Genomic DNA, 23,581 nt, shown 5'->3' on the forward strand with positions numbered 1-23,581 from the left:
TGTTCCTCGACACGACACGTTTGCCGGACAAAACCGGCGTTCATCGGCGACGGGTGCCGCACGCAAAAAACGCACCAAAACTGTGCAGACGTCAAAAAAAGCCGGGTGCACGCGCACACCGGCTCTGTTCAGCCAGTGCGCACGCACACGGCCGCTACGTACCATTCAGGCGGACTGAAGAATATACCTGCGTGAAACTCGTGATTCAAGAGTTTTTTGCGCTGCGGTAAGACTATGATGATTCAATGAATTTCGCCTACAGCGAAGAGCCGGCGATGCTCCTTGATCGCGTAGCGGTCCGTCATGCCGGCGATGTAGTCGGCGATCGCGCGCGGCTGGTCGGCCCGGGCGCGGAGCTGGTACTGCGGTGGCAGCAGCCGGACGTCGCTCATGAATGCGTCGAACAGGTCGCGCACGATGCGCCGCGCCTTGTCGGTCATCCGCAGCACCTGGTAGTGCAGATAGAGCTTGTCGCGGAGAAAGGCCTTCAGTTCCCGAAGCTGCGGCAACAGCGCGTCGGAGTACGCGACGAGGCGCGGCGCCCGGTGCACGTCGGCAAGGGTGACGATGCCGGCGGCGGCGATGTTCGAGCGGGTCTTGTCGATCAGGTCGAGCGCCATCGCGTTGATCATGCGGCGGATGGTCTCGTGGATCAGCTTGCGCCCGGCGAGCCCCGGCCACTGCGCTTCGACTTCCCGCCTGCGGGTCGCGAAGATCCCGACCGAGTCGAGGTCGGCGAGCGAGATCAGGCCCGAACGCAGGCCGTCATCGACGTCGTGGTTGTTGTACGCGATCTCGTCGGCGAGGTTCGCCAGCTGCGCTTCGAGCGAGGGCTGGGTGCCTTCGATGAAGCGCCGCCCGAGCTCGCCGAGCTGCGCGGCGTTGGCCTGTGAACAGTGCTTGAGGATGCCTTCGCGCGTTTCGTAGGTGAGGTTGAGCCCGTCGAACGCCGCGTAGTGTTCCTCGAGCAGATCGACGGTGCGCAGCGACTGGAGATTGTGTTCAAACCCGCCGTGTGCCTTCATGCACGCGTTGAGCGCGTCCTGGCCGGCATGGCCGAACGGGGTATGTCCGAGGTCGTGCGCGAGGGCGATGGCTTCGGCGAGGTCCTCGTTGAGCGCCAGCACGCGCGCGATGCTGCGCGTGATCTGCGCGACTTCGATGCTGTGCGTGAGCCGCGTGCGGAACAGGTCGCCCTCGTGATTGACGAACACCTGCGTCTTGTATTCCAGCCGGCGAAAAGCCGTGCAATGGACGATCCGGTCGCGGTCGCGCTGGAACTCGCTGCGTATGCCCGGCGACGGCTCGGCGTGGGCGCGCCCGCGCGAATTGCCCTCGCTGACGGCGTAGGGCGCGAGGGCGATCACGCGCAGCGCGCCTCGATCGACGCGCCGATCACGTCCGGCGCCGCGCCTGCATGGATCACGGCCTTGCCGATCGAGCGCAACAGGATCAGGCGCAGGCGCCCCTCCTCGACTTTCTTGTCGTTCGCCATCAGCTCGAGGTAGGTTGCGACCGGCAGCCGCGGCCCAGCCACCGGCAGCCCGGCGCGCACGTGCAGCGCTTCGATACGCACGACCTCGGCAGCCGTCAGCCAGCCCAGCCTGCGCGACAGCTCCGCGGCCATCATCGTGCCGGCGGCGACGGCTTCACCGTGCAGCCAGTTGCCGTACCCCATGCCGGTCTCGATCGCATGGCCGAACGTGTGACCGAGATTGAGCAGCGCGCGCTCGCCCTGTTCGGTTTCGTCCGCCGCGACGACTTCGGCCTTGTTCGCGCACGAACGCTCGATCGCGAACGCGAGCGCTTCGGGTTCGCGCGCGAGCACGCGCTCGATGTGCGCTTCGAGCCAGTCGAACAGCGACGGGTCGCGGATCAGCCCGTACTTGATCACTTCGGCGAGGCCGGCCTTCAGCTCGCGGTCCGGCAGCGTGTCGAGCGTCGCGGTGTCGGCGAGCACGACGCGGGGCTGGTAGAAAGCCCCGATCATGTTCTTGCCGAGCGGGTGGTTGATCGCGGTCTTGCCGCCGACCGACGAATCGACCTGCGACAGCAGCGTCGTCGGCACCTGGATGAACGGCATGCCGCGCTGATAGGTCGCGGCGGCGAATCCGGCCATGTCGCCGACCACGCCCCCGCCCAGCGCGATCAGGGTCGTCGAGCGCTCGCAGCGCGTCGCCAGCAGCATGTCGAAGACGAGATTGAGCGTCTGCCAGTTCTTGTGCGACTCGCCATCGGGAAGGATGACGGTGTCGACCCTGACGCCGTCCGCCTCGAGCGCGCGCTGCAACCGCGCGAGGTAAAGGGGGCCGACGACGTCGTTCGTGACGATCGCGACCCGCGCAGTCCTGAGGAAGGGGCGGATCAGGCCGGCGTCGTCGAGCACACCCCGTCCGATATGGATCGGGTAGGCACGCTCACCGAGGGCGACGTTCAGTGTTCGCATGTTTTCTTGTGGAAATTCTGGATTGCCTTCTCGATCTGCCTGACCATACCGCCGGGATTGCCGCGACCGCCGTCGACGATGATGTCGGCGACCGCACGATACAGCGGATCCCGTTCGCGAAACAGGCTCTCGATGCGCTCGCGCGGGTTCGACACCTGCAGCAGCGGCCGGTTGCGGTCGTTGCGCGTGCGTTCCCACAGCACCTGCGTCGGCACGTTCAGGTATACGACGATGCCGCGCGCCGTCAGGACGGCACGGTTCGCAGGGTCGAGCACGACTCCGCCGCCGGTCGCCAGGACCAGCCCCGTCTCATGGGTGAGCTCGTCGAGGAGCTGGCTCTCGCGGCGCCGGAAACCCGCTTCTCCCTCGATTTCGAAGATGGTCGGGACCTTCACGCCGGTGCGAGCCTCGATTTCGTGGTCGCAGTCCACAAAGCGCATCTGATGCCGCCTCGCATACTCGCGTCCCACGGTGGTCTTTCCGGCACCCATCATGCCCACGAGAACGACTAACACCAAACCAGCATCCGGTACGTTGCGGGATCGGGCCCGCGCCCAGTGACGAGCACGCGAGCCTAACGCAGCGTCAGTGAGTCCGCAACTATCCGCGGCGTGATGAAGATCAGCAACTCGGAGCGATTCGAGATCTTCTTCGTGTTGCGGAACAGCGCACCGACGACCGGGACTTCGCCGAGCAGCGGGATGCGCGCCACCGAATCGCCTTCCTCTTCCTCATAGATGCCGCCGATGACGACAGTTCCGCCATTCTCGACGAGCACTTCGGTTTGAATGTTCTTCGTGTCGACCGAGGGGACGGGAAAGCGCGAATCGAAAACCGGCCGGTCCTTGTGGACCAGAACGAAAAGCTGAACCCGCCCGTCCGGCGTGATCTGGGGTTTGACCTTCAGGGAAAGCACCGCCTTCTTGAACTTGACGCTGGTGGCCCCCGAACTGGTGGCCTCCTGATACGGAATTTCAGTGCCCTGCTCGATCGCCGCTTCGACCTGGTTCGCGGTCAGCACGCGCGGGCTCGAAATGACCCTGCCGCGCCCGTCCGACTCGAGGGCCGACAGTTCGAGATTGAGGAAACGGGTCGCGGCGTTGTTCCACAACACTGCCGACAGGACGCCCGATCCGTCGGGCGCGGCGAGGTTCACGTTCAGGCCGCCCGGCACTGCCGTCACCGGACTCGCCGCTTCGAACGTCCCGGTGCCGACGACCTGCCCGGCGTTCGCGGCCGTGCCTTCGAGGCCACCGCCGACTGTCGCCCGCCGGATCGGCCTGCCGTTCGCGTCGAAGCCGACGGTCCTGCCGCCGACGCCGCCGACCCCGAGGCGCACGCCGAGGTCGCGCGCGAAGTCCTTGTTCGCCTCGACGATCCGCGCCTCGATCATGACCTGGCGCGGCAGCAGGTCGATTTCTCCGACCAGCCGCCGGATGGCGTCGAGGCGCGACACGACGTCGGTGACGAACAGCTTGTTGCTGCGCTCGTCCATCACGACACTGCCGCGCTTGGACAGCATCGTCTGGTCCTTGCTCTTCAGGAAATCGAAGATCTCCTTCGCCTTGTGGTAATTGATCTGGAAGCTCTCGGTCTGGACCGGCTCGAGGTCGCCGATCTGGGCCTGCGCCTCGAGCTGCAGCTTCTCGCGCATCGCGAGCTCTTCGCTGGGCGCGATCCAGATCACGTTGCCCGTCTTGCGCATGTCCAGGCCCTTCGCCTGCAGGATGATGTCGAGCGCCTGGTCCCACGGCACGTCCTTCAGGCGCAGCGTGAGGTTGCCCTGGACGGAGTCGCTGGTGATGATGTTGAAGTTCGTGAAGTCCGCGATGACCTGCAGCACCGACCGGACGTCGATGTTCTGGAAATTCAGCGACAGCTTCTCGCCGCTGTACTGGCCACGGCTGCCCTGGACCAGCTTGTTCGGGTCTTCGACGACGCGCCGCACTTCGAGGACGAACTGGGTGTCGCTCTGGTACGCGTTGTGTTCCCACGACCCGGTGGGCGCAACCAGCAGCCTGACGTTGTCGCCTTGCGGCTGGGCCGTCATCGATGTGACCGGAGTCGCGAAGTCGATGACGTCCGAGCGCCGCCGCAGATGTTCGGGCAGCGACGTCCTGAGGAACTCGACGACGAGGTTTTCGCCTTGCCGGCGGATGTCGATGCCCGTGTCCGGACTCGACAGCTGCACGACGATGCGTGCCTCGCCGTCCTTGCCGCGGCGGAAAGTGATATCCCTGATGCTCTTGGTTTCAGCTGCGGCATCCTGCGCTTTCGGCGCCGCGAAGTTCGCGAGCGCCTGCGACACCGGCGTCGAGGCCACCGCATCGGGCGCGATCGGCGAAAGCGTGATGATGACGTTGCGCCCCTCGACGCGCGCCTCGTACGGCGTCGCACGGGTCAGGTTGAGCACGAGCCGCGTGCGATCGCCCGCCTGGACGATGTTCGCGCTGCGCAGTTCCCCCTGGCCGATGTCCTGCTGCGTGCGTCCGAGTCCGTTCGCGGTGCCGCGGAAGTCGAATGCGATGCGCGGCGGGGTGGCGACGCTGAAACTCGGCGGCGGGCTTGCCGGCGGTTCCTTGAGCGTGAGCCGGACATAGACGCTGCCGCCCTGTTGGGAAACCTCCATGTCCTCGATCCGGTTCGACATCTCGGCCACGGCTGCCGGCGCCTGGGCGAGCGCCATCGGGACAACCCCCACCAGCGCCATCACTGCGTAAAACAGCGCCATCATGCTCTTGCTTTTCATTGTTTCGCCTCCGGGCGCTCCTGCAACAGCAACTTGCTGGTGCGTTCCACCCAGTCGCCATCCAAGTCTTCAACGAGTTCTTTCAGGGTGAGTTCGGCATCGGAAATGCCGCTCACCACACCGAAGTTCTGTCCCATGTAGTTGCCGACCCTGACCTGGTAGAGGCTCTTGTCGACCCGGACCAGCGCGTGCACCCTCTCGCCCTGCCTCATCACGCCCACGAGTTCGAGCGATTCAAGCGGAAACGCCTCCAGCGGTTCACGGCGCCGGTTCAGGTCCGGCCCGCCGCTCAGCCCGCTTTTCGTTTCGGGCTCGAGCCGTTCCGGGGCAAACGGCGACGTCTTGTCGGCTACGGCATATTCGACGACGGAAAAGGGCCTGACTTCGGGAAGCGGCTTGACCGAGCCGCGCATCCCTTTTTCCTGCTCCGTCATCCAGCTCCGGATGTCTTCCTGGCCGCTCGAACAGGCCGCGAGTGCCGCCGCGCTGGCGAGAATCAGAAGGCGCTTCATAGGCTTCTCACTTGCGTCCCTTGGCGCTCTCGGCGGCCTTGGCCTGCTGCCGCTGCCGGGCGAGTTCCTCCTCGTCCAGGTAGCGGTAGGTCGTGGCCCTGGCGTCGAGCTTGAGCGTTCCGTCCTTCTGCCCCTCGATGGCGATATTGTTCAGCGTCACGATGCGGGGCATGCTCGCCACGTCCTCCGCGAACGCGCCCAGGTCGTGATAGGCGCCGACGATGCGGACTTCGATCGGCATCTCGGCGTAGAAGTCCTTGACCACCTCGGCGCCGGGCTTGAACAGTTCGAACTGCAGCCCGCGCCCGAGCCCTGCCTGGTTGATGTCGGACAGCAGCGAGTCCATTTCCGCGCGGTTCGGCAGCTGCTTGAGGAGCGCGCCGAACTGGCGATCGGTTTCCTCGAGCTGAAGCTTGTAGGCGTCGAGATTGACGGCCAGCTTCTTCTTCGAGATCCAGCTCTGCCGCAGCTCGGCCTCCTCGGCTTCACGCGTCTCGAGCAGCGCGGCCTGGTCGCGCCAGTCGAACCACCATGCCGCCGCGACCGTCGCGACCAGCAGCGCGACGAAGACCGCGACACACGGCGCGAGCGGCCAGGCGCCGGGATCGTTCGGGTCGAGCCCCTTGAAATCCTGGGCCAGGCGTTCGAAGTCGATCTGACGCAGGCTGTCGAGTTTCACCGCTTCGCCCCCTTGTCTTCTTCGGTCGACGGGCTTTCGATGCCGATGTTGAGCGCGAACTCGCTGACGCGACGGTTGTTCAGCGTGGCCGATTTCACTTCGACCAGCCCCGGCTGCTCGAGAAACGGCGACCCGTCGAGATTGCGCATCAGGTGCGAGACACGCGAGTTCGACTGTGCATACCCCAGCAGCGCGATCTTCGGCCCGTTCTGCTTGATCGACTTCAGATACACGCCCTCCGGCATTTGCACGGCGAGTTCGTTCAGCAGGTGCACGGACTGGGCGCGCGTGCCCTGGAGCGACTCGATTACCTGCTTGCGCGCCACGAGCGCGTCGATCTGCTCGCGCAGGCGCTTGATCTCGGCGATTTCGGCATCGAGCTTCTTGATTTCCGCGCTGAAGAAGGCGTTCCTTTGTTCCTGGCGCTCGACACGGTCGACCATCACGACATGCACCAGCAGACCGATTGCCAGGCCGGCGGCCACCATCAGGGCCGAGAAGACGTAGAACTGCTGGCGCCGCTCGCGGCGCTTCAACTCGCGGTGCGGCAGCAGATTGATTCGAATCATGGATCGAATCTCCGAAGCGCCAGACCGCATGCGACCATCAGCGACGGGGCATCGGCAAGCAGATTCCTGGGCCTCACGTGCGGCGACAACGACATGGCGGCGAAGGGATTGGCGACGCTGGTATCGACCTGTGTTCTGCCGCTCACGACCTCCGGCAGCCCCGGAATGACGGCACAGCCGCCCGCCAGCACGATCTGGTCGACCTGATTGTACTGGGTCGATGTGAAGAAGAATTGCAGCGCGCGCGAGACTTCGAGCGCGAGGCTGTCCATGAACGGGCGCAGCAGGTCGCGCTCGTAATCTTCCGGCAGCCCGCCGGCGCGTTTCGCGGCTTCGGCGTCATCCGGGCTCATGCCGTACTGCCTGGCAATCTCCTGCGTGAGCTGATTGCCGCCGAACGCCTGCTCGCGGAAATAGATCTGCTGGCCGTTGCGCAGCACCGTGACATTCATGACGTTGGCGCCGATGTCGACGACTGCGACGATCAGATTCGCCGCGCCTCCGGGCAACTGCCGGGCGACGAGCTCGAAAGCCGCTTCGGCGGCAAAGGATTCGACGTCCACGACCACCGCCTTGAGGCCCGACGCCTCGACGACCGCGACGCGATCCTCGACTTTTTCCTTGCGCGACGCGGCGATCAACACCTCGACTTCGTCCGGACTGGCCGGCGAGGGGCCGACCGTCTGGAAATCGAGATTGACTTCGTCGAGCGCGAAGGGGATGTACTGGTTCGCCTCGGACTCGACATGGATCTCCATTTCCTGGTCCCGCAGCCCGGCCGGCAGAATCATTTTCTTCGTGATCACCGCGGACGCGGGCAGCGCGACCGCGACCAGCCTGACGCCCGAGCCCATGCGGCGCAGCGCGCGGCGGATCGACTCGCTGACGCCATCGATGCTGTTGATGTTGCCGTCGACGACCGCGTCGCGGGGCAGCGATTCGATCGCGTAGCGCTCGATCCGGTAGCCTTCCTTCTCGCCCCCCGACAGCTCGACCATCTTCACTGATGAAGATGAGATATCGAGCCCAGCCAACTGGCGTACCTTAGGACGAAACAGGGATAGGTCGATCACAAGGAAAAAGCCTTGAATTTCTTCACGTTACGTACGATCGTCGAACAGATTCCAGGATGCTAGCAACAAGGGTGAAAGGTGTAAAGAAGTGTAACCCGGAAGGTGGCGCAAGGGCAGCCGGAACCGGCGCGTAGGCGGGCGATCGTATAATCGTTTCCCCACACCCTAATCTGGACTTTCGATGCGTTGGGTTTTCTACCCCGTTGCCGCGCTGATCGTTTTGGTCATCCTCGGCGTTGCAACCCTGGGAGCGATGTCTGCACTGGTCTGGCCAAACCTCCCGTCGCTGCGGGCGCTGACCGATTACCGCCCCAAAATTCCGCTCAGAGTATACACGGCGGACGGCCACCTCCTCGGCGAATTCGGCGAGGAACGGCGCGCGGTCGTGCGGATCGAGGCCGTCCCGATGCGACTCAAGCAGGCGATCCTCGCGGCGGAGGACGAGCGCTTCTACGAGCATCCGGGGATTGACGTGATCGGCATCGGCCGGGCAGCGCTGGCGAACGTGGTATCGGGCGGGCGCGGACAGGGCGCTTCGACGATCACGATGCAGGTCGCGCGCAACTTCTTCCTTTCGCGCGAAAAGACCTACAACCGCAAGCTGTACGAAATCCTGCTCGCGCTGAAGATCGAACGCAGCCTGGCCAAGGACCAGATTCTCGAGTTGTACATCAACCAGATCTACCTCGGGCAGCGGGCCTACGGCTTCTCGACCGCGTCCAGGACGTACTTCGGCAAGTCGCTGCAGGAGCTCACGCTTCCCGAGTCGGCGATGCTCGCCGGGCTGCCGAAGGCCCCTTCCGCGTACAACCCGATCGCGAACCTGCGCCGCGCGACGCTGCGCCAGCAGTATGTGCTGCGCCGCATGGTCGAAGCCGGCTACATCGACAACGAAACCTACGAAAAAGCCCGCGACACTCCGCTGCAGATCACGACTGCGCGCTCCGCAACGAACCCGATGCGCGGCGATTACGTGGCGGAGATGGCCCGGCAGATCGCCGTCGAGCAGTTCGGCGATGAGGCCTACCACGCCGGCATCCGCATCATCACGACGGTGATGCACGAGGACCAGGTCGCGGCGCATCGCGCGGTGCGCCAGGGCGTGCTCGATTACGACCGCCGCCGCGGCTACCGCGGCCCTGAAGGCTTCGTCGATCTCACCGGGGTCGCAGCCGGCGACGAGGAGCGCCTCGACGAGTTGCTGTCGGAGTTCGAGGAGTACGACGACCTGCTCCCGGCGCTGGTTCTCGAGGCTTCGCCGAAGCGCGTCCGCGTCTATCACCACAGCGAAACGATCACGATCAGCGGCAGCGGACTGAGTTTCGCGGCGCCGATGCTCAACCAGCGCGCGCCCCAGAGCAGGCGGATCCGCCCGGGCGCCGTCGTTCGCATCCGCGACAACGGCGAGAAAGGCTGGGAAATCCTGCAGGTGCCCGAAGTCCAGGCGGCGCTGGTGTCGCTCGACGCGAACACCGGCGCGGTTCGGGCGCTGATCGGCGGCTTCGACTTCGGCCACAGCAAGTTCAATCACGTGACGCAGGCATTGCGCCAGCCGGGCTCGAGCTTCAAGCCGTTCATCTATTCGGCCGCGCTGGAGCGGGGTTTTTCGCCGAGCAGCGTCGAAGACGACGCGCCGCTCTTCTTCCCCGCCGGCGTCACCGGCAGCAAGGACTGGGAACCGCGGAACTACGACGGCAAGTATGACGGACCGATGACGCTGCGCGACGGCCTGGCGCGCTCGAAGAACATGGTCTCGATCCGCCTGCTGCAGTCGATCACGCCGCGCTATGCGCAGGACTACGTCACGCGCTTCGGCTTCGACGCGGAACACCATCCGCCGTACCTCACCATGGCCCTGGGCGCAGGCAGCGTGACGCCCTGGGAAATGGCGGGAGCCTATGCGGTGTTCGCCAATGGCGGTTACCGCATCGATCCGTACATCGTGAAGGAGATCATCGACGGCGACGGCCGCGTGGTGGCGAAAGTCGATCCTCCGGTCGCCGGCGAAAGCGCCCCGCGCGTCATCGACCCGCGCAATGCGTGGCTGATGAATTCGATGCTGCAGGACGTGATCCGGCGCGGCACCGGCACCCGCGCCCTGGCGCTCAAGCGCGGCGATCTCGCCGGCAAGACCGGCACCACGAACGATTACGTCGATGCGTGGTTCACCGGCTACAACCCCGACCTCGTCGCCGTAAGCTGGATGGGCTACGACCAGCCGCGCAATCTCGGCCGAGGCGAAACCGGCGGTTCCGCCGCCCTGCCGATATGGGTGAACTACATGCGGACGGCGCTCAAGGGAGTCCCGGAAAAGGCCCTCGCGCAGCCCGACGGACTGCTCGCGATCCACTTGGCCGGCAGCGGCCGCGAAGAGTACATCTACCGCGAGAACCTGCCGTCGCAGCCGCTGGAGGTTCCGACGCTGCCCGTCGGGCTCTTCCCGCCGGCCGAAGCGCCCGACGAGGCCGTGCCGCTGGCGCCGCCGGCCCAGGCTACCTACACCGCCCCCGCGCCGGTCGTCGAACGCACGCCGACGCCGGTGAAGCGCTGATCGGCCCAGGCCTTGTTCAGCCTCAGCCGGCCGAAAGGCTGACGGCGGCTCCGGACTGCTGCCGGACCAGCTCGGACAGCATCGCGTACAGTTCCGCCCCGTCGCGTGTCGCCAGCCAGCGACCGCCGTCGGGGCGGAAGTGGAAGCCACCCGACTTCGCCGCGACCCAGATCTCGCGCGCCGCCGTGTGGCGGTTGATGATCATCTTCGTGCCGTTCTCGAATTCGATCTCCAGCACGCCACCAGGCTTCGGTTCGATGTCGATGTCGGCGCCGCAGCTTTCGAGGGCGGCTTCGATGCGCGCGAGTTCCGCATCGGCAAGGGCGTTGAATGCGGACTCTTCCATGATCTCTCCTTCTGTTAGGATTCCCGTTTTTCCGATCGGCGACACCATGCGAGCGACTCTCATTGCGGCCGTGCTGGGCAGCACGCTGTTCCTGTCCGGATGCGGCATCAAGGGGCCGCTGTACCTGCCCGAGATTCCGGTCGCCCCGCCGCAGGCGGCGCCCGCGATCGACGCCGATCATAGCAAAGCCTCTTCCGCCCCGAGCGACTCGAAATGAATTCCGACTTTCCGATCCCCACGCTGCGCCCCGGCCCCGACGGGCTGCAGATCGAAGACGTTCCGCTCGCGGCGATCGCCGAGCGCTTCGGCACGCCGACCTACGTCTATTCGCGCCAGGCGCTCGAGCAGGCTTTCGACGCGTACCGTCACGCGCTCGCCGGACGCCGCGCGCTGGTGTGCTACGCCGTCAAGGCGAACTCCAACCTCGGCGTGCTCGCAATGTTCGCAAAACTCGGCGCCGGGTTCGACATCGTTTCGGGCGGCGAGTTGTCGCGCGTGCTGGCGGCGGGCGGCGACCCGGGCAAAGTGGTGTTTTCCGGCGTCGGCAAGAGCGCAGGCGAGATGCGCGAGGCGCTCGCGGCCGGCATCCGCTGCTTCAACGTCGAATCCGAGGCCGAGCTGGAGCGGCTCGACATGCTCGCGGGCGAGCTCGGCACGCGGGCGCCGATCGCGCTGCGCGTGAACCCGGACGTCGACCCCAAGACTCACCCCTACATTTCCACCGGACTGAAGAACAACAAGTTCGGTGTCGCGTTCGACACCGCGCTCGCGCTGTACCGCCGTGCCGCGGGGATGGCGAATGTCCGGATCAGCGGCATCGCCTGCCACATCGGGTCGCAACTCCTGGACTCCGGGCCGATCGCCGAAGCGGCCGAAAAAGTGCTGGGACTCGTCGATGAGCTCGCAGCGGAAGGGATCCACCTCGACCACATCGATCTCGGCGGAGGCCTCGGCATTCGTTACCGCGACGAGGCGCCGCCGTCGGTGGCCGCCTATCTCGCCCCGCTGCTGCGCCTGCTCGACGGCCGCAGCGAGGAGCTCTGTTTCGAACCGGGCCGCTCGCTGATCGGCAACGCCGGCCTGCTGCTGACCCGCGTCGAATACCTGAAGCCGGGCGCCGAGCGGAATTTCGCGATCGTCGACGCGGCGATGAACGACCTCGCGCGCCCCGCCCTCTACGACGCCTATCACGAAGCGGTCGCGGTGGCGCCGCGCGACGTGCCGGAATGCAATTACGAGATCGTCGGGCCGATCTGCGAGAGCGGCGATTTCCTCGCGCACGACCGCCCGTTGGCCGTCGCGGCCGGCGACCTGGTCGCGCTGCTGTCGGCCGGCGCATACGGCATGGCGATGAGTTCTAACTACAACACGCGCCCGCGCGCCGCCGAAGTCATCGTCGATGGCGCCCGCATGCACCTCGTGCGCCAGCGCGAAACGGTGGAGTCGCTCTACGCGCTGGAGTCGCCGCTACCCTGAAAGGGGGCCGCGCCGGGACTCTTCGATCAGCGCCCGGCCGAACGCTTTCCAGGCCGGCCCGCCGTGCGTGTGCAGGCCCGTTTCGGCGCTCTCCGTCATCGTGCGCAGCATCAGGACCGCGAACGCGAACAGCTCTCCCCTCGCCTTGTGCTGCGGGTCCGGATCGTGCAACAGCGCGGTGGTATGCTCGGCGCCGCCGTCGAGCGCCTCGCGCGCGAGCTGCCGCATCGCCGCCGCGTCCGCCCAGTCGAGCCCGAGCAGGATGCCGCGCTTCAGGATCTCGCGCTCGAGCTCGATCGCATCGCGCGCAAAGTGCTCGAAGCCGCTCATCGCGCCGTCCTCCCGGTGACGCTTCCGTCACCGCGCGCGCCTCCCCGCCGCTCACCGCCCGCGAGATCATCGAGGCAGCGCGCGAGCGCATCGTCCCATCGCGGCATGACGATGCCGAAGCGCGCCTGCAGCTTGCCCGGGGAGAGGCGTGAATTGGCCGGCCGCGCGGCCGGCGTCGGATAGGCGGACGAGGGAATCGGCGTCACCGCGGCGACTTTCAGGCCGATGCCGGGCAGTTGCGCTCGCGCGGCGGCGAAGATTGTCTCGGCAAAACCGTGCCAGCTGGTCTCTCCGCGGGACGCGAGATTGAACACTCCCGACGAGAAACTGTGCTGCTGCCGCTCCGCCTGCGCCCGGGCGACCGCAAGCGCCGTCGCATCGGCAATGTTGCGCGCCCAGGTCGGTGCGCCGATTTGATCCGCGACGACCTGCAGGCTGTCGCGCTCGGCCCCCAGGCGCAGCATCGTGCGCACGAAATTGCCGCCGCGCGCCGCGAACACCCAGGTCGTACGGAAGATCAGGTGGTCACAACCGCTTTCGCGAATTGCGAGCTCGCCCGCGAGTTTGCTGCGGCCGTAGGCGTTGATCGGCGCGACCGGGTCGTCCTCGCCGTACGGCGCGGGCTTTGTGCCGTCGAACACGTAGTCGGTCGAGTAATGCACCAGCAGTGCACCGCTACGCTTCGCGACGCGGGCCAGTTCGCCCGGCGCGGCGCCGTTGATCAGCGTCGCCGCCGTCTCGTCGCTTTCGGCGCGGTCGACGGCGGTGTAGGCCGCGGCGTTGACGATGACGTCCGGCGCGAGCTCCCCAATCAGCGCTGCGAGCGCAGCCGGCCGGGACAGATCGCAGCGGCTGCGGTCGAGCGCGATCACATCGCCGAGCGGCATCAGGCTGCGCGCAAGTTCCCAGCCGACCTGGCCGTTCGCGCCGGTCACCAGCAGCTTCATTCGAACACCTCGCACGCGGCGAGCGGCTTGCCTTCGCGGTCCTTCCCCGACAGCAGCGGGGCGTCGAGCGGCCAGTCGATGCCGACCGCCGGGTCGTTCCACAGCAAGCAGCGCTCGTGCTCCGGCGCGTAATAGTCGGTGGTCTTGTAGAGAAAATCGGCCGATTCCGACAGCACGACGAAGCCGTGCGCGAAACCGGGCGGAATCCACAGCTGGCGGTGGTTGTCCTCGGACAGCTCGACGCCTGCCCAGCGCCCGAAGCTCGGCGACGCCCGGCGCAGGTCGACCGCGACGTCGAACACCGCGCCGCGCACGACCCGCACGAGCTTGCCCTGCGGCTGGCGGATCTGGTAGTGCAGGCCGCGCAACACGCCGCGCGCCGAGCGCGAATGGTTGTCCTGCACGAAGGTCTCGTCGAGCCCGGTCGCGTCGCGAAAAGCCCGCGCGTTGAAACTCTCGAAGAAGAAGCCGCGCGCATCGCCGAACACTTTCGGCTCGATCATCAGCACGTCGGGAATCGAAGTGGGCGTTGCCTTCATCAGAACACCCGCTCGTCGAGGAGCCGCTGCAGATACTGGCCGTAGCCGTTCTTCGCCAGCGGCCGGGCGAGCGCCTGAAGCTGGTCGGCATCGATCCAGCCCGCGCGCCACGCGATTTCCTCCGGACACGCGATCTTCAGCCCCTGGCGCTTCTCGATCGTCTGGATGAACAGGCTCGCCTCGAGCAGGCTCTCGTGGGTGCCGGTGTCGAGCCACGCATGACCCCGCCCCATGACCTCGACGTCGAGCGCGCCGGCCTCGAGATACTCGCGATTGACGTCGGTGATCTCGAGTTCGCCGCGCGCGCTGGGCCTGAGCGAGCGGGCGATGTCGACGACGCGCTCGTCGTAGAAGTACAGGCCCGTCACCGCGTAACGGCTCTTCGGCCGCGCCGGCTTCTCCTCGAGGCTCACGGCCCGGCCGTCGGCGTCGAATTCGACGACGCCGTAGCGCTCCGGATCATGCACCGGATACGCGAACACCGTCGCACCCTGCGCCCGCTGGCCGGCTTGCCGCAGCGAGTCGGAGAACTCATGGCCATAGAACAGGTTGTCGCCGAGCACCAGCGCCGAGCGGCCGCCGGCGAGGAATTCCTCGCCGATCAGGAAGGCCTGCGCGAGCCCGTCCGGACTCGGCTGCACCGCGTACCGCAGGCTCAGCCCCCAGCGCTTGCCGTCGCCGAGCAGCTGCTCGAAACGCGGCGTGTCCTGCGGCGTCGAGATGATCAGGATGTCGCGGATGCCGGCCAGCATCAGTGTGCTGAGCGGGTAATAGATCATCGGCTTGTCATAGACCGGGAGCAGCTGCTTGGATACCGCGAGGGTGGCCGGATGCAGCCGGGTGCCGGAACCGCCGGCGAGGATGATGCCTTTGCGTGCGCTCATCGCGTCAAATCCTTCCTATTTCTATCGTTGGCCATAGTTGCGGTCGACCCACTCGCGGTAGGCGCCGCTCTGCACGTGCGCGACCCAGTCCTGGTGATCGAGGTACCACGCGATGGTCTTGCGGATGCCCGACTCGAACGTCTCGACGGGCCGCCAGCCGAGTTCGCGCTCGATCTTGCGCGCGTCGATCGCGTAGCGCCGGTCGTGTCCGGGCCGATCCGCGACATAGGTGATCAGACGCGCATGCGGGCCGGCCGGGTCGGGGCGCAGCTCGTCGAGCAGCGTGCACACCGTATGCACGATGTCGAGATTGGGCTTCTCGTTCCAGCCGCCGACGTTGTAAGTCTCGCCTGCGCGCCCGCGCGCGAGCACTTCGCGGATCGCCGCGCAATGGTCGCCGACGTACAGCCAGTCGCGCACGTTCTGCCCGTCGCCATAGACCGGCAACGGCTTGCCGGCGAGCGCATTGGCGATCATCAGCGGGATCAGCTTCTCGGGGAACTGGTACGGACCGTAGTTGTTCGAGCAGTTCGTCGTCACCACCGGCAGGCCGTAGGTGTGGTGCCAGGCGCGCACGAGGTGGTCGGAGGCGGCCTTGCTCGCGGAATACGGGCTGTTCGGCTCGAAGCCTTTCGTCTCGGTGAACGCCGGGTCGGCGGGGCCGAGCGAGCCGTACACTTCATCGGTCGACACGTGCAGGAAGCGGAACGCCGCTTTCGCGTCGCTGTCGAGCCCCAACCAGTACGCGCGCGCCGCTTCGAGCAGCGTGAACGTGCCTTCGACGTTGGTGCGCACGAACGCGGCCGGCCCGTGGATCGAGCGGTCGACGTGGCTCTCGGCGGCGAAATGCACGATCGCGCGCGGGCGATGTTCGGCCAGCAGGCGGTCGAGCAGCGCGCGGTCGCAGATGTCGCCGTGGACGAACACGTGGCGTGCATCGCCCGCCAGCGAAGCGAGGTTCTCGCGGTTGCCGGCGTAGGTCAGCGCATCGAGATTGACGACCGGTTCGCCGCTCTGGCCCAGCCAGTCGAGCACGAAGTTGGCACCGATGAAGCCGGCGCCGCCCGTTACCAGGATCATGGAACTCCCCTATGGACGGAATCGTCGTCCGCGCGGCCAGCGTAGAATGTCCGGCCCGCGAACGATCAGGAGGCCGAATTGTATCCTGCCGACAAGCGGCACGCGCCGGGCCGGGCGTCAAAGCACTGCGATCGGACGTTTTATCGATGACAGTCGCATTGTTGCGCACGCTTTGCGCGCTGTTCCTCGCCGGCTGGATCGCCCTGCCCACCCCTCCCTGCTTCCACGCTGCCGGAGCCGGTCGCACAGGCCCTCGCGGCCGCGCATTCCGCAATCGGCCGTCGCGCTGTGGGTGCAGGCCGTCGACGACGGCGAACCGCAACTGCGCGTGAACGCCGAGCGGCCGATGAATCCGGCGTCCGTGATGAAGCTCGTCACCGCGTTCGCCGCGTTCGAGCGCTTCGGCCCGGCGCACGTGTGGACGACTCGCGTCGCGGCGACCGGGCCGGTCCGCGCCGGCGTGCTCGAAGGGGACCTTTACCTGATCGGCGGCGCGGACCCGCTGCTGAGCGCCGAGCGGCTGTGGACGCTGCTGCGCAAGATCCGCGCGCTCGGCATCGAGACGATCCGCGGCGATCTCGTGCTCGACGGCTCGGCGCTGCGGCTGCCGCAGCACGACCCGGCGGCGTTCGACGATCGCGCGCTGCGCCCGTACAACAGCGGCGCGCACGGCCTGCTGGTGAATTTCAACACGCTGAACTTGACGCTGCTGCCCGCAGGCACGCCGGGCGAGCGCGTCACGGTCGCGGCCAGTCCGCCGCTGAAAGGGCTCGACATCGACAACCGCATCGTCATCGCAGCGGGCGAGTGCGGGGTGTGGCACCGCGACCTCGACGCGGCGCTCGAAGCCGCGCCGGGCGGTCCACGGCTGGTGCTGCTCGGCCGCCTGCCGGCGAGCTGCGGCCAGCGCGACTGGGCGACGGCGCCGCTGCCGCCGGAACGCTTCGGCATCGCCGCCGTCGCCGCGCTGTGGGCGGAACTCGGCGGCAAAGTCGAAGGCGTCGCGCGGCCGGGCACAATGCCCGTCGAGGCCACATTGCTGCTGACCGGCAGCTCGCCGCCGCTCGCGAACGTCGTGCGCGAGATGAACAAATGGTCGAGCAACGTGATCGCGCGCGAGCTGCTCGCGACCCTCGGCGCCACCGACGCGGCATCGCCCGACATGGTCGCCACGGGTGCCGCGCTCACGCGGGCGCTGCTCGACGCGGCGGGCATCAGCACGGCCGGGCTGCTCGTCGAGAACGGCTCCGGCCTGTCGCGCAGCGAAAGCGTCAGCGCCCGAACCCTCGGTGAAATGCTGCTCGCCGCGTGGCGCCGGCCGTACATGCCGGAATTCATCGCCGCGCTGCCGGTCGCCGGCCTCGACGGCACCGCGCGCGGCCGGCTCCACGACAGCCCGGCGCGCGGCCACGCGCATGTCAAGACCGGCTCGATCAACGGCGTGCGCGCAATGGCCGGCTACGTGCTGGACCGGAACGGCCGTCGCCATGTCGTCGCGATGCTCGTTAACGATGCCGCAGCAGGCAGCAGCCAGGCGGCGCAGGACGCGCTGCTCGAATGGATGTGGGACGCGCGCTGAGCCTCGCCTCCGGGCCGCCGCTTCATGGCCTCATGCTGTCACCCCGGCGGCATCGGCATCATGCCGCGATGCAGAAGGCTCCACCACCCGCGCGCGACGCGGTAGATGACCCACAGCCCGGCGAGGGCGACGAGCGCCAGCGCGAGCGGGATGCCGATGATCGTGAACGCCAGCAGCAGGCCCGCGACGATCCACAGCGCCGCGAACCAGAACGTGCGGATCTGCCAGCGGAAATGGCTTTCCAGCCAGGTGCCGCGGACGGCGCCGCGCTTGAGATAGTTCAGCACCACGGCGACGATCGACGGCACGCTGGCAACGAAGCTGCCGATGATCGTCGCGCTGCCGACAACTCCGGTGACCACCGCGAACGCGTGCAGCGCGTAGATCAGGTGCGTCAGCGTAACGAGGTTGCCGAGATCGGCGCTGCGGAGCGGGCCACCGTCGGGCGAATACTGGGTCATGCGGAACTCCTTTGCTGTGGAAGCGCATCGAGGATGCGACTGCGGACGGCGCGGTCCGTTCGCGCAGGCGCCGGATTTGTCCGCTACAGGCCGAGCTCGTCCCACATCGCATCGACGCGCGCCTTCACCGCGTCGTCCATGACGATCGGCCGACCCCATTCGCGTGTCGTCTCGCCCGGCCACTTGTTCGTCGCGTCGAGCCCCATCTTGCTGCCGAGGCTCGCGACCGGGCTCGCGAAATCGAGATAGTCGATCGGCGTGTTGTCGACGAGCACGGTGTCGCGCGTCGCGTCGACGCGCGTCGTCAGCGCCCAGATCACTTCCTTCCAGTCGCGGATCGCGACGTCGTCATCGACAACGATGATGAACTTCGTATACATGAACTGGCGCAGGAAGCTCCAGATGCCGAACATCACGCGCTTCGCGTGGCCGGGGTATTGCTTCCTGATGCTGACCACCGCGAGCCGGTACGAGCAGCCTTCGGGCGGCAGGTAGAAATCGACGATCTCCGGATACTGTTTCTGCAACAGCGGCACGAACACTTCGTTCAGTGCGAGGCCGAGCATCGCCGGCTCGTCGGGCGGCTTGCCGGTGTAGGTCGAATGGTAGATCGGGTTGCGGCGCATCGTGATGCGTTCGATCGTGAACACCGGGAACTCGGAGACCTCGTTGTAATAGCCGGTATGGTCGCCGTACGGCCCTTCCGCCGCGGTGTCGTCCGGGTGGATCACGCCTTCGAGCACGATCTCGGCCGACGCCGGCACCTGCAGGTCGGAGCCTATGCACTTGACCAGTTCGGTCTTCGCGCCGCGCAACAGCCCGGCGAACTGGTATTCCGACAGCGAATCCGGCACCGGCGTCACCGCGCCGAGGATCGTCGCCGGGTCGCAGCCGAGCACGACCGCGACCGGGAACGCTTCGCCCGGATGCGCCTGTTGATGGTCGCGAAAATCCAGCGCGCCGCCGCGATGCGCGAGCCAGCGCATGATCACCCGATCGCGCCCGAGCACCTGCTGGCGGTAGATGCCGAGGTTCTGGCGCTTCTTGCCCGGCCCGCGCGTCACGACAAGGCCCCACGTGATCAGCGGCGCGACGTCGCCCGGCCAGCAATGCTGGATCGGCAGCCGCGCCAGATCGACGTCCGCACCTTCCCACACCACTTCCTGGCAGGGCGCCGAACGCACCTCCTTCGGCGCCATGTTCAGCACCTGGCGGAACACCGGCAGCTTCTCCCACGCGTCGCGGAACCCTTTCGGCGGCTCGGGCTCCTTGAGGAACGCGAGCAGCCTGCCGACTTCGCGCAGCGGCGTCTGCCAGTCGCCGTCCGCGAGCTCCTCGCCCATGCCGAGCGCGACGCGCTGCGGCGTGCCGAAGAGATTCGCGAGCACCGGCATCGCCTGCGCCACGCCGCGCGTCACCGGCTGCTCGAACAGCAGCGCCGGCCCGCCGGCACGCAACACGCGGTCGGCGATCTCGGTCATTTCGAGATGCGTGTCGACGGGAACGGTGATGCGTTTCAGCTCGCCGCGCTCTTCGAGTTGGGCGATGAAGTCGCGGAGGTCTTGGTATTTCAATGGAAAACTCCCTGCCTGCTGTCCGGCCTGCGTAGCTTGCATCGAATGCCCCTCGATCGCGGAATCTGCGGGATGCGTTTCGGCCATGCGGTAACAGGCGGTCAAATCCGCTTCACCCGTTCCGGGTATTGCGCGACTTTCTCGTCCGCCGTCAGCAACGTGAAACCCTCGACAATGGCTTGGGCCACCAGCAGGCGGTCGAAAGGATCCTTGTGGATCGGCGGCAGGCGCCCGATGCCGAGCGCGTGCTCGCCGGAAATGACCAGCTCGCGATAGCCGTTGTCGAGCAAGCCTTTGCGCAGCCGGAACGGGTCGACGCGAAAATCCTCGCGCCCGAGGCCGCACTTGATCGCGATTTCCCACAAGCTCGCAGCGCTGAACCACAGCGCATTGCGCGGATCGTCGATCAACTCGCATGCCTCGCGCGAAAGCCGCTCCGGTGCGCCGGCAGCCCACAGCAGGACGGGGGTGTCCAGCAGCAGATTCACGCGCTGCCGCCGAAAAGAGCTTCGATCTCGGCGCTACCCATCGTGTCGAAATCCGCGGGCACGTCGATCTCGCCCGCGAGGAAACCGCGCCGCCGCATCGCCGAAGCCTCCGGCGCATCGATCGCGACCACCCGCACCAGCGGCTTGCCGGCCCGCGCGATAACGAACGGCTCACCGTTCGCGGCCTGCTCGACGAGGCGCGACAGATGGGTTTTTGCTTCGTGAATGTTGACGGTGCGCATGGGGATCTCCGCTAAACCAACGTCAGTTAGTCTACCTGCCGTACCGACGCCCCGCAACTTCAGACGGCATCGCTCCCAAGAACTGAAACCCCACCTTCTTTCGAAGAGCGGGGTTTCGTTGAAGCGGCATGCGTCGGGAGCGCATGCCGTATCGGATCGATCAGTTGCTGATCGTGATGCTGATCATGCGGCTGGCGACCAGTCCGTCGGCGTCCTTGACCGTGAAAGCAACCGGATAGGTCTCCGCCGTACCGGTGGTGCCACTGATCACGCCGTCCGCGGTCACGGTCAGGCCACCGGCAAAGGGGGTCGACATCGCGCTCCAGGTGTAGGGCGTCTTGCCGCCCGACGCAGCCAGCAGCGCCAGGTACGACTGATTCGCGGTACCAGCCGGCAGCGCAGATGTTACAACCTGTGGCGCCGTAACGACCGGTTCTGGCACTGGCGCCGGCGTGATCGTGATCGAGAACTCCTTCATTGCCGTCTGTGGAAGCGTGGCCGAATCGGTCACTTTCAGTGCGAAGCGGAAAGTGCCATCGACGAACGGTGTTCCAGTGATCACCCCATCGGATGACAGCGTCAGCCCGCCCGGTAGCGTGCTGCCGCTGACGCGCTCCCACTTGTACGGCGGCACGCCTCCGGTCGCCGTCAGGATGGTCGCGTAAGATTTTTCTTCTTCTGCACTCGGCAAGTCGGTTGCGGTGGAAACAGCCAGCGCCTCCTGTCCGACCGAAAGAACCACAGGAACCGTGAAGAGATTCCGGACCGGCTCGGTAATGCCGTTATCGACGTTGTTGTCGAAGCGGTCGGTCATGATCTCGACCAGCAGACTGCCGGTGGCAACGCCGCTGACGAGTGTGAATTGCGCCTGGCCGTTCGTCGAACTCGACAACACCCACTTGCCGCTCGCGCCGCCCGCACGCAGCAGCGCGTCGTTGTCGGCGAGCCCCGGGGTCTCGACGATGCTCGCGTACAGGTTGTGCGTGCCGGCGGTCGGGTTGGGCACGCGCTGTCCGGCCTCGTCGAGCACCTGCGCCTGCACAATCAGTTGCGTCGTGCCGTTCGTGTTCTGCGCGAACAGGAATCCGGGCGCGCTCCGGTTGACGCGGATCTGCGAGGCCTTGCCGGTCGCCTGGCCGACGTTGATCTGCAGCTGCGTCGTCACGTCCTTGTTGCTTTGCGGGTCGGTGACTGCGCAAGTGATCGTCGCCGTGCCCGCGGTGTTGCCGGCGTGGAAATGGAAGCTCGCTGCGCCGGCGTTCGAGCCGAGCGTCACCGAGCGGAACGCCTTCGGAACCTTGATCGTCGTGCCATCGATATCGACTTCGGTCTCGTGATCGGGATCCCCATCGAGGTAGTACAGAGCACCCTGCTCGAGGCCCTGCGGCACGACGTTGCAGGAGAAGATGTTTTCGCCACCTGGAATCGGGTCGTTCGTGCCAGCCCGGCGTGCCGACACGTACAGGGTCGTTGTATAAGGCGCGTCCACACCGATGCCCGGTCCGACGCCGGCGATGTTCAGCGGCAGCGAAGTATGGTCGGCGCGCAGCGAGATCTGATATTCGTTAGTCGGGGTGACGTTGCCCGCACCACCGCCGCCGCCTCCCCACCTCCGCCGCCACCACACGCAACCAGCAGCGACGCCGTGACGCCGAGCGCCAGACCCCTGAATATCCCTTGCCATTGAACGCACTGAGCCCCCTTCGAGAAATTGCGCGCGGCCGACCTGTAACAAACCGTGAATCGGCCGAAATTGGACCGCATATTACCCACATTTGCAACCGCGATGGCAGCTGCATCAAGGCATGCGCGGTGATGCGGACCGGGGGCGGGGGTCAGCGATGGCGGTTGATGGCGTTTCGCGTGTCGAGGGCGGCGCGGCGGGCGGCGGCGGCGAAGTCGTCATCCGTGCCGGCGTACAGGATCGCGCGCGACGAGTTGATCATCAGCCCCGTGCCGTCCGCGCTGCGCCCGGCCTGCACCGTCGCGGCGATGTCGCCGCCCTGCGCGCCGATGCCGGGCACCAGCAGCGGCATGTCGCCGACGAGTTCGCGCACGCGCGCGATCTCGTCCGGGAAGGTCGCGCCGACGACCAGGCTGCAGTTGCCACTGGCATTCCACTCGCGGGCTACGAGGCGGGCGACGCGCTCGAAAAGGCGCTCGCCGCCGCCGACGTCGAGGAACTGCAGATCGCTGCCGCCGGGGTTCGACGTGCGGCACAGCAGGATCACGCCCTTGTCGGCGTAGTCGAGCCAGGGCTCGACCGAGTCGCGACCCATGTACGGATTGACTGTGATCGCGTCGGCGCCGAAGCGCTCGAACGCTTCGACGGCGTATTGCCCGGCGGTGCTGCCGATGTCGCCGCGCTTCGCGTCGAGGATCACCGGGGTGCCGGGATGGCGCGCGTGGATGTGCGCGATCAGCGCTTCGAGCTGGTCCTCGGCGCGCTGCGCGGCGAAGTACGCGATCTGCGGCTTGAAGCAGCAGACGAGATCGGCGGTCGCATCGACGATCGCGCTGCAGAAGCGGAAGATGGCGTCCGGCTGCCCGTGCAGGTGCGCGGGGAAGCGCGTCGGGTCGGGGTCGAGGCCGACGCACAGCAGGCTGTTGCGCGTGCGCCAGGCGGCCCGGAGGGCGGTCATGAAATGCATGGATGCGTCCAGAATGGTCCGGGCCGAATGATAAGCCGCTCCGGCACACCGCGCGCACGGCCGACGCATCGTATCGGGCCACCATCGAGACGCTCGGGACCGCGCAACGCGGCCCCGTTCGGCACGCGAGCCGGCCCGATCAGGTTTCGATCTTCAGGATTTTCTTCGCTTTTTCGAGCGAGTCGAGTGCTTCCTGATGCTTGCCGGCCTTGTGCAGGGTTTCGCCTTCGGCGCGCAGCTGCTTCACTTCGGTCATCTGTTCGGCAGCGAGCATCGGATTTTTCGCCAGCGCCTCGTCGATTTTTTTCATCTCGGCGGGACAGTGGAACGCGAACGCGCCGCCGGACAGCGCCATCGCCAACAGGCCTGCAACCAGGCTCTTTTTCATCATGGGTCTCCTTGGGG

Annotated in this window: 25 protein-coding genes; 4 read left to right on the top strand and 21 right to left on the bottom strand. The window is 66.7% G+C overall.

Annotation, left to right across the window (positions count from 1 at the left end; all coding sequences use genetic code 11):
* Positions 1-242 precede the first annotated feature (242 nt).
* From GO606_RS10110 to GO606_RS10145, 8 genes are all read right to left on the bottom strand, one after another.
* Positions 243-1,367 (bottom strand): deoxyguanosinetriphosphate triphosphohydrolase, encoded by a 1,125-nt coding sequence (locus GO606_RS10110; RefSeq protein WP_169117369.1) that lies wholly within the window; start codon positions 1,365-1,367, stop codon positions 243-245.
* Positions 1,364-2,446, bottom strand: coding sequence for a 3-dehydroquinate synthase (gene aroB, locus GO606_RS10115; protein WP_169117368.1), 1,083 nt, complete (start codon positions 2,444-2,446; stop codon positions 1,364-1,366). Before aroB ends, GO606_RS10110 begins: the two co-directional genes overlap by 4 nt.
* A complete protein-coding gene (locus GO606_RS10120; RefSeq protein WP_343316251.1) occupies positions 2,434-2,940 on the bottom strand; it encodes a shikimate kinase in 507 nt (168 codons plus the stop codon). Before GO606_RS10120 ends, aroB begins: the two co-directional genes overlap by 13 nt.
* An 80-nt stretch (positions 2,941-3,020) precedes the next feature.
* Entirely contained in the window at positions 3,021-5,195 is a 2,175-nt protein-coding gene (locus GO606_RS10125) for a type IV pilus secretin PilQ (RefSeq protein ID WP_211166515.1), read from the bottom strand.
* Positions 5,192-5,707, bottom strand: a complete 516-nt coding sequence (locus GO606_RS10130; RefSeq protein WP_169117366.1) for a pilus assembly protein PilP — start codon at positions 5,705-5,707, stop codon at positions 5,192-5,194. The genes GO606_RS10125 and GO606_RS10130 overlap by 4 nt, the downstream gene beginning before the upstream one ends.
* Positions 5,708-5,714: 7 nt before the next feature.
* Entirely contained in the window at positions 5,715-6,386 is a 672-nt protein-coding gene (locus GO606_RS10135) for a type IV pilus inner membrane component PilO (RefSeq protein WP_169117365.1), read from the bottom strand.
* Entirely contained in the window at positions 6,383-6,955 is a 573-nt protein-coding gene (locus tag GO606_RS10140; protein ID WP_169117364.1) for a PilN domain-containing protein, read from the bottom strand. The genes GO606_RS10135 and GO606_RS10140 overlap by 4 nt, the downstream gene beginning before the upstream one ends.
* A complete protein-coding gene (locus tag GO606_RS10145; protein WP_169117363.1) occupies positions 6,952-8,028 on the bottom strand; it encodes a pilus assembly protein PilM in 1,077 nt (358 codons plus the stop codon). The genes GO606_RS10140 and GO606_RS10145 overlap by 4 nt, the downstream gene beginning before the upstream one ends.
* A 181-nt stretch (positions 8,029-8,209) precedes the next feature.
* On the opposite strand from GO606_RS10145, the gene GO606_RS10150 reads away from it, so the two are divergent.
* Positions 8,210-10,579 (top strand): penicillin-binding protein 1A, encoded by a 2,370-nt coding sequence (locus tag GO606_RS10150; protein WP_169117362.1) that lies wholly within the window; start codon positions 8,210-8,212, stop codon positions 10,577-10,579.
* 22 nt (positions 10,580-10,601) lie between these two features.
* On the opposite strand, the gene cyaY is transcribed toward GO606_RS10150, so the two are convergent.
* Positions 10,602-10,925 (bottom strand): iron donor protein CyaY, encoded by a 324-nt coding sequence (gene cyaY, locus GO606_RS10155; RefSeq protein ID WP_169117361.1) that lies wholly within the window; start codon positions 10,923-10,925, stop codon positions 10,602-10,604.
* A gap of 46 nt (positions 10,926-10,971) precedes the next feature.
* Here cyaY and lptM point away from each other — a divergent pair, with 46 nt between their 5' ends.
* On the top strand, positions 10,972-11,142 hold the full coding sequence (gene lptM, locus GO606_RS10160) for an LPS translocon maturation chaperone LptM (protein ID WP_169117360.1): 171 nt from the start codon (positions 10,972-10,974) through the stop codon (positions 11,140-11,142).
* Positions 11,139-12,401 (top strand): diaminopimelate decarboxylase, encoded by a 1,263-nt coding sequence (gene lysA, locus GO606_RS10165; RefSeq protein WP_169117359.1) that lies wholly within the window; start codon positions 11,139-11,141, stop codon positions 12,399-12,401. The genes lptM and lysA overlap by 4 nt, the downstream gene beginning before the upstream one ends.
* Here lysA and GO606_RS10170 read toward each other — a convergent pair.
* The 5 genes from GO606_RS10170 to rfbB are packed head-to-tail and all read right to left on the bottom strand — an operon-like array spanning position 12,393 to position 16,181.
* Positions 12,393-12,731 (bottom strand): hypothetical protein, encoded by a 339-nt coding sequence (locus GO606_RS10170; RefSeq protein WP_169117358.1) that lies wholly within the window; start codon positions 12,729-12,731, stop codon positions 12,393-12,395. The genes lysA and GO606_RS10170 overlap by 9 nt on opposite strands.
* Positions 12,728-13,678 (bottom strand): dTDP-4-dehydrorhamnose reductase, encoded by a 951-nt coding sequence (rfbD, locus tag GO606_RS10175; RefSeq protein ID WP_169117357.1) that lies wholly within the window; start codon positions 13,676-13,678, stop codon positions 12,728-12,730. Before rfbD ends, GO606_RS10170 begins: the two co-directional genes overlap by 4 nt.
* On the bottom strand, positions 13,675-14,217 hold the full coding sequence (rfbC, locus tag GO606_RS10180) for a dTDP-4-dehydrorhamnose 3,5-epimerase (protein ID WP_169117356.1): 543 nt from the start codon (positions 14,215-14,217) through the stop codon (positions 13,675-13,677). Before rfbC ends, rfbD begins: the two co-directional genes overlap by 4 nt.
* The gene (rfbA, locus tag GO606_RS10185) at positions 14,217-15,101 is read right to left on the bottom strand and encodes a glucose-1-phosphate thymidylyltransferase RfbA (protein WP_169117355.1); all 885 of its coding nucleotides are present in this window, start codon (positions 15,099-15,101) and stop codon (positions 14,217-14,219) included. Before rfbA ends, rfbC begins: the two co-directional genes overlap by 1 nt.
* A 21-nt stretch (positions 15,102-15,122) precedes the next feature.
* The gene (gene rfbB / locus GO606_RS10190) at positions 15,123-16,181 is read right to left on the bottom strand and encodes a dTDP-glucose 4,6-dehydratase (protein WP_169117354.1); all 1,059 of its coding nucleotides are present in this window, start codon (positions 16,179-16,181) and stop codon (positions 15,123-15,125) included.
* Between the two features lie 292 nt (positions 16,182-16,473).
* Between rfbB and dacB the strand changes: the two genes are divergently transcribed.
* Positions 16,474-17,760, top strand: a complete 1,287-nt coding sequence (gene dacB / locus GO606_RS10195) for a D-alanyl-D-alanine carboxypeptidase/D-alanyl-D-alanine endopeptidase (protein ID WP_343316194.1) — start codon at positions 16,474-16,476, stop codon at positions 17,758-17,760.
* Positions 17,761-17,798: 38 nt separating this feature from the next.
* On the opposite strand, the gene GO606_RS10200 is transcribed toward dacB, so the two are convergent.
* The 7 genes from GO606_RS10200 to GO606_RS10230 all read right to left on the bottom strand — a co-directional run bounded on the left by GO606_RS10200 (position 17,799) and on the right by GO606_RS10230 (position 23,567).
* The gene (locus GO606_RS10200) at positions 17,799-18,221 is read right to left on the bottom strand and encodes a DUF4870 family protein (protein WP_169120672.1); all 423 of its coding nucleotides are present in this window, start codon (positions 18,219-18,221) and stop codon (positions 17,799-17,801) included.
* An 83-nt stretch (positions 18,222-18,304) separates the two neighbouring features.
* Positions 18,305-19,795, bottom strand: a complete 1,491-nt coding sequence (gene ubiD / locus GO606_RS10205) for a 4-hydroxy-3-polyprenylbenzoate decarboxylase (protein WP_169120670.1) — start codon at positions 19,793-19,795, stop codon at positions 18,305-18,307.
* A gap of 101 nt (positions 19,796-19,896) precedes the next feature.
* On the bottom strand, positions 19,897-20,283 hold the full coding sequence (locus GO606_RS10210) for a type II toxin-antitoxin system VapC family toxin (RefSeq protein ID WP_169120668.1): 387 nt from the start codon (positions 20,281-20,283) through the stop codon (positions 19,897-19,899).
* Positions 20,280-20,525 carry a type II toxin-antitoxin system Phd/YefM family antitoxin gene (locus GO606_RS10215; protein ID WP_169120667.1) on the bottom strand — a complete coding sequence of 82 codons (246 nt, stop codon included), beginning with the start codon at positions 20,523-20,525 and terminating at the stop codon, positions 20,280-20,282. Before GO606_RS10215 ends, GO606_RS10210 begins: the two co-directional genes overlap by 4 nt.
* Positions 20,526-20,685: 160 nt before the next feature.
* A complete protein-coding gene (locus tag GO606_RS10220) occupies positions 20,686-22,209 on the bottom strand; it encodes an Ig domain-containing protein (protein ID WP_246979474.1) in 1,524 nt (507 codons plus the stop codon).
* Positions 22,210-22,360: 151 nt separating this feature from the next.
* Positions 22,361-23,176: an orotidine-5'-phosphate decarboxylase gene (gene pyrF, locus GO606_RS10225; protein WP_169120406.1), complete on the bottom strand. Its 816-nt coding sequence runs from the start codon at positions 23,174-23,176 to the stop codon at positions 22,361-22,363.
* A gap of 139 nt (positions 23,177-23,315) precedes the next feature.
* The gene (locus GO606_RS10230) at positions 23,316-23,567 is read right to left on the bottom strand and encodes a hypothetical protein (RefSeq protein ID WP_169120404.1); all 252 of its coding nucleotides are present in this window, start codon (positions 23,565-23,567) and stop codon (positions 23,316-23,318) included.
* Positions 23,568-23,581 lie beyond the last annotated feature (14 nt).

It is taken from the genome of Aromatoleum anaerobium (assembly GCF_012910705.2).
GTDB lineage: Bacteria > Pseudomonadota > Gammaproteobacteria > Burkholderiales > Rhodocyclaceae > Aromatoleum > Aromatoleum anaerobium.

Bases quoted from the DNA above. Each gene is read 5' to 3' on its own strand.
- aroB (WP_169117368.1), bottom strand. From the start codon at position 2,446: ATGCGAACACTGAACGTCGCCCTCGGTGAGCGTGCCTACCCGATCCAT.
- GO606_RS10120 (WP_343316251.1), bottom strand. From the start codon at position 2,940: ATGATGGGTGCCGGAAAGACCACCGTGGGACGCGAGTATGCGAGGCGG.
- GO606_RS10125 (WP_211166515.1), bottom strand. From the start codon at position 5,195: ATGAAAAGCAAGAGCATGATGGCGCTGTTTTACGCAGTGATGGCGCTG.
- GO606_RS10130 (WP_169117366.1), bottom strand. From the start codon at position 5,707: ATGAAGCGCCTTCTGATTCTCGCCAGCGCGGCGGCACTCGCGGCCTGT.
- GO606_RS10140 (WP_169117364.1), bottom strand. From the start codon at position 6,955: ATGATTCGAATCAATCTGCTGCCGCACCGCGAGTTGAAGCGCCGCGAG.
- GO606_RS10150 (WP_169117362.1), top strand. From the start codon at position 8,210: ATGCGTTGGGTTTTCTACCCCGTTGCCGCGCTGATCGTTTTGGTCATC.
- cyaY (WP_169117361.1), bottom strand. From the start codon at position 10,925: ATGGAAGAGTCCGCATTCAACGCCCTTGCCGATGCGGAACTCGCGCGC.
- lptM (WP_169117360.1), top strand. From the start codon at position 10,972: ATGCGAGCGACTCTCATTGCGGCCGTGCTGGGCAGCACGCTGTTCCTG.
- lysA (WP_169117359.1), top strand. From the start codon at position 11,139: ATGAATTCCGACTTTCCGATCCCCACGCTGCGCCCCGGCCCCGACGGG.
- GO606_RS10170 (WP_169117358.1), bottom strand. From the start codon at position 12,731: ATGAGCGGCTTCGAGCACTTTGCGCGCGATGCGATCGAGCTCGAGCGC.
- rfbD (WP_169117357.1), bottom strand. From the start codon at position 13,678: ATGAAGCTGCTGGTGACCGGCGCGAACGGCCAGGTCGGCTGGGAACTT.
- rfbC (WP_169117356.1), bottom strand. From the start codon at position 14,217: ATGAAGGCAACGCCCACTTCGATTCCCGACGTGCTGATGATCGAGCCG.
- rfbA (WP_169117355.1), bottom strand. From the start codon at position 15,101: ATGAGCGCACGCAAAGGCATCATCCTCGCCGGCGGTTCCGGCACCCGG.
- rfbB (WP_169117354.1), bottom strand. From the start codon at position 16,181: ATGATCCTGGTAACGGGCGGCGCCGGCTTCATCGGTGCCAACTTCGTG.
- GO606_RS10200 (WP_169120672.1), bottom strand. From the start codon at position 18,221: ATGACCCAGTATTCGCCCGACGGTGGCCCGCTCCGCAGCGCCGATCTC.
- GO606_RS10215 (WP_169120667.1), bottom strand. From the start codon at position 20,525: ATGCGCACCGTCAACATTCACGAAGCAAAAACCCATCTGTCGCGCCTC.
- GO606_RS10220 (WP_246979474.1), bottom strand. From the start codon at position 22,209: ATGGCAAGGGATATTCAGGGGTCTGGCGCTCGGCGTCACGGCGTCGCT.
- pyrF (WP_169120406.1), bottom strand. From the start codon at position 23,176: ATGCATTTCATGACCGCCCTCCGGGCCGCCTGGCGCACGCGCAACAGC.
- GO606_RS10230 (WP_169120404.1), bottom strand. From the start codon at position 23,567: ATGATGAAAAAGAGCCTGGTTGCAGGCCTGTTGGCGATGGCGCTGTCC.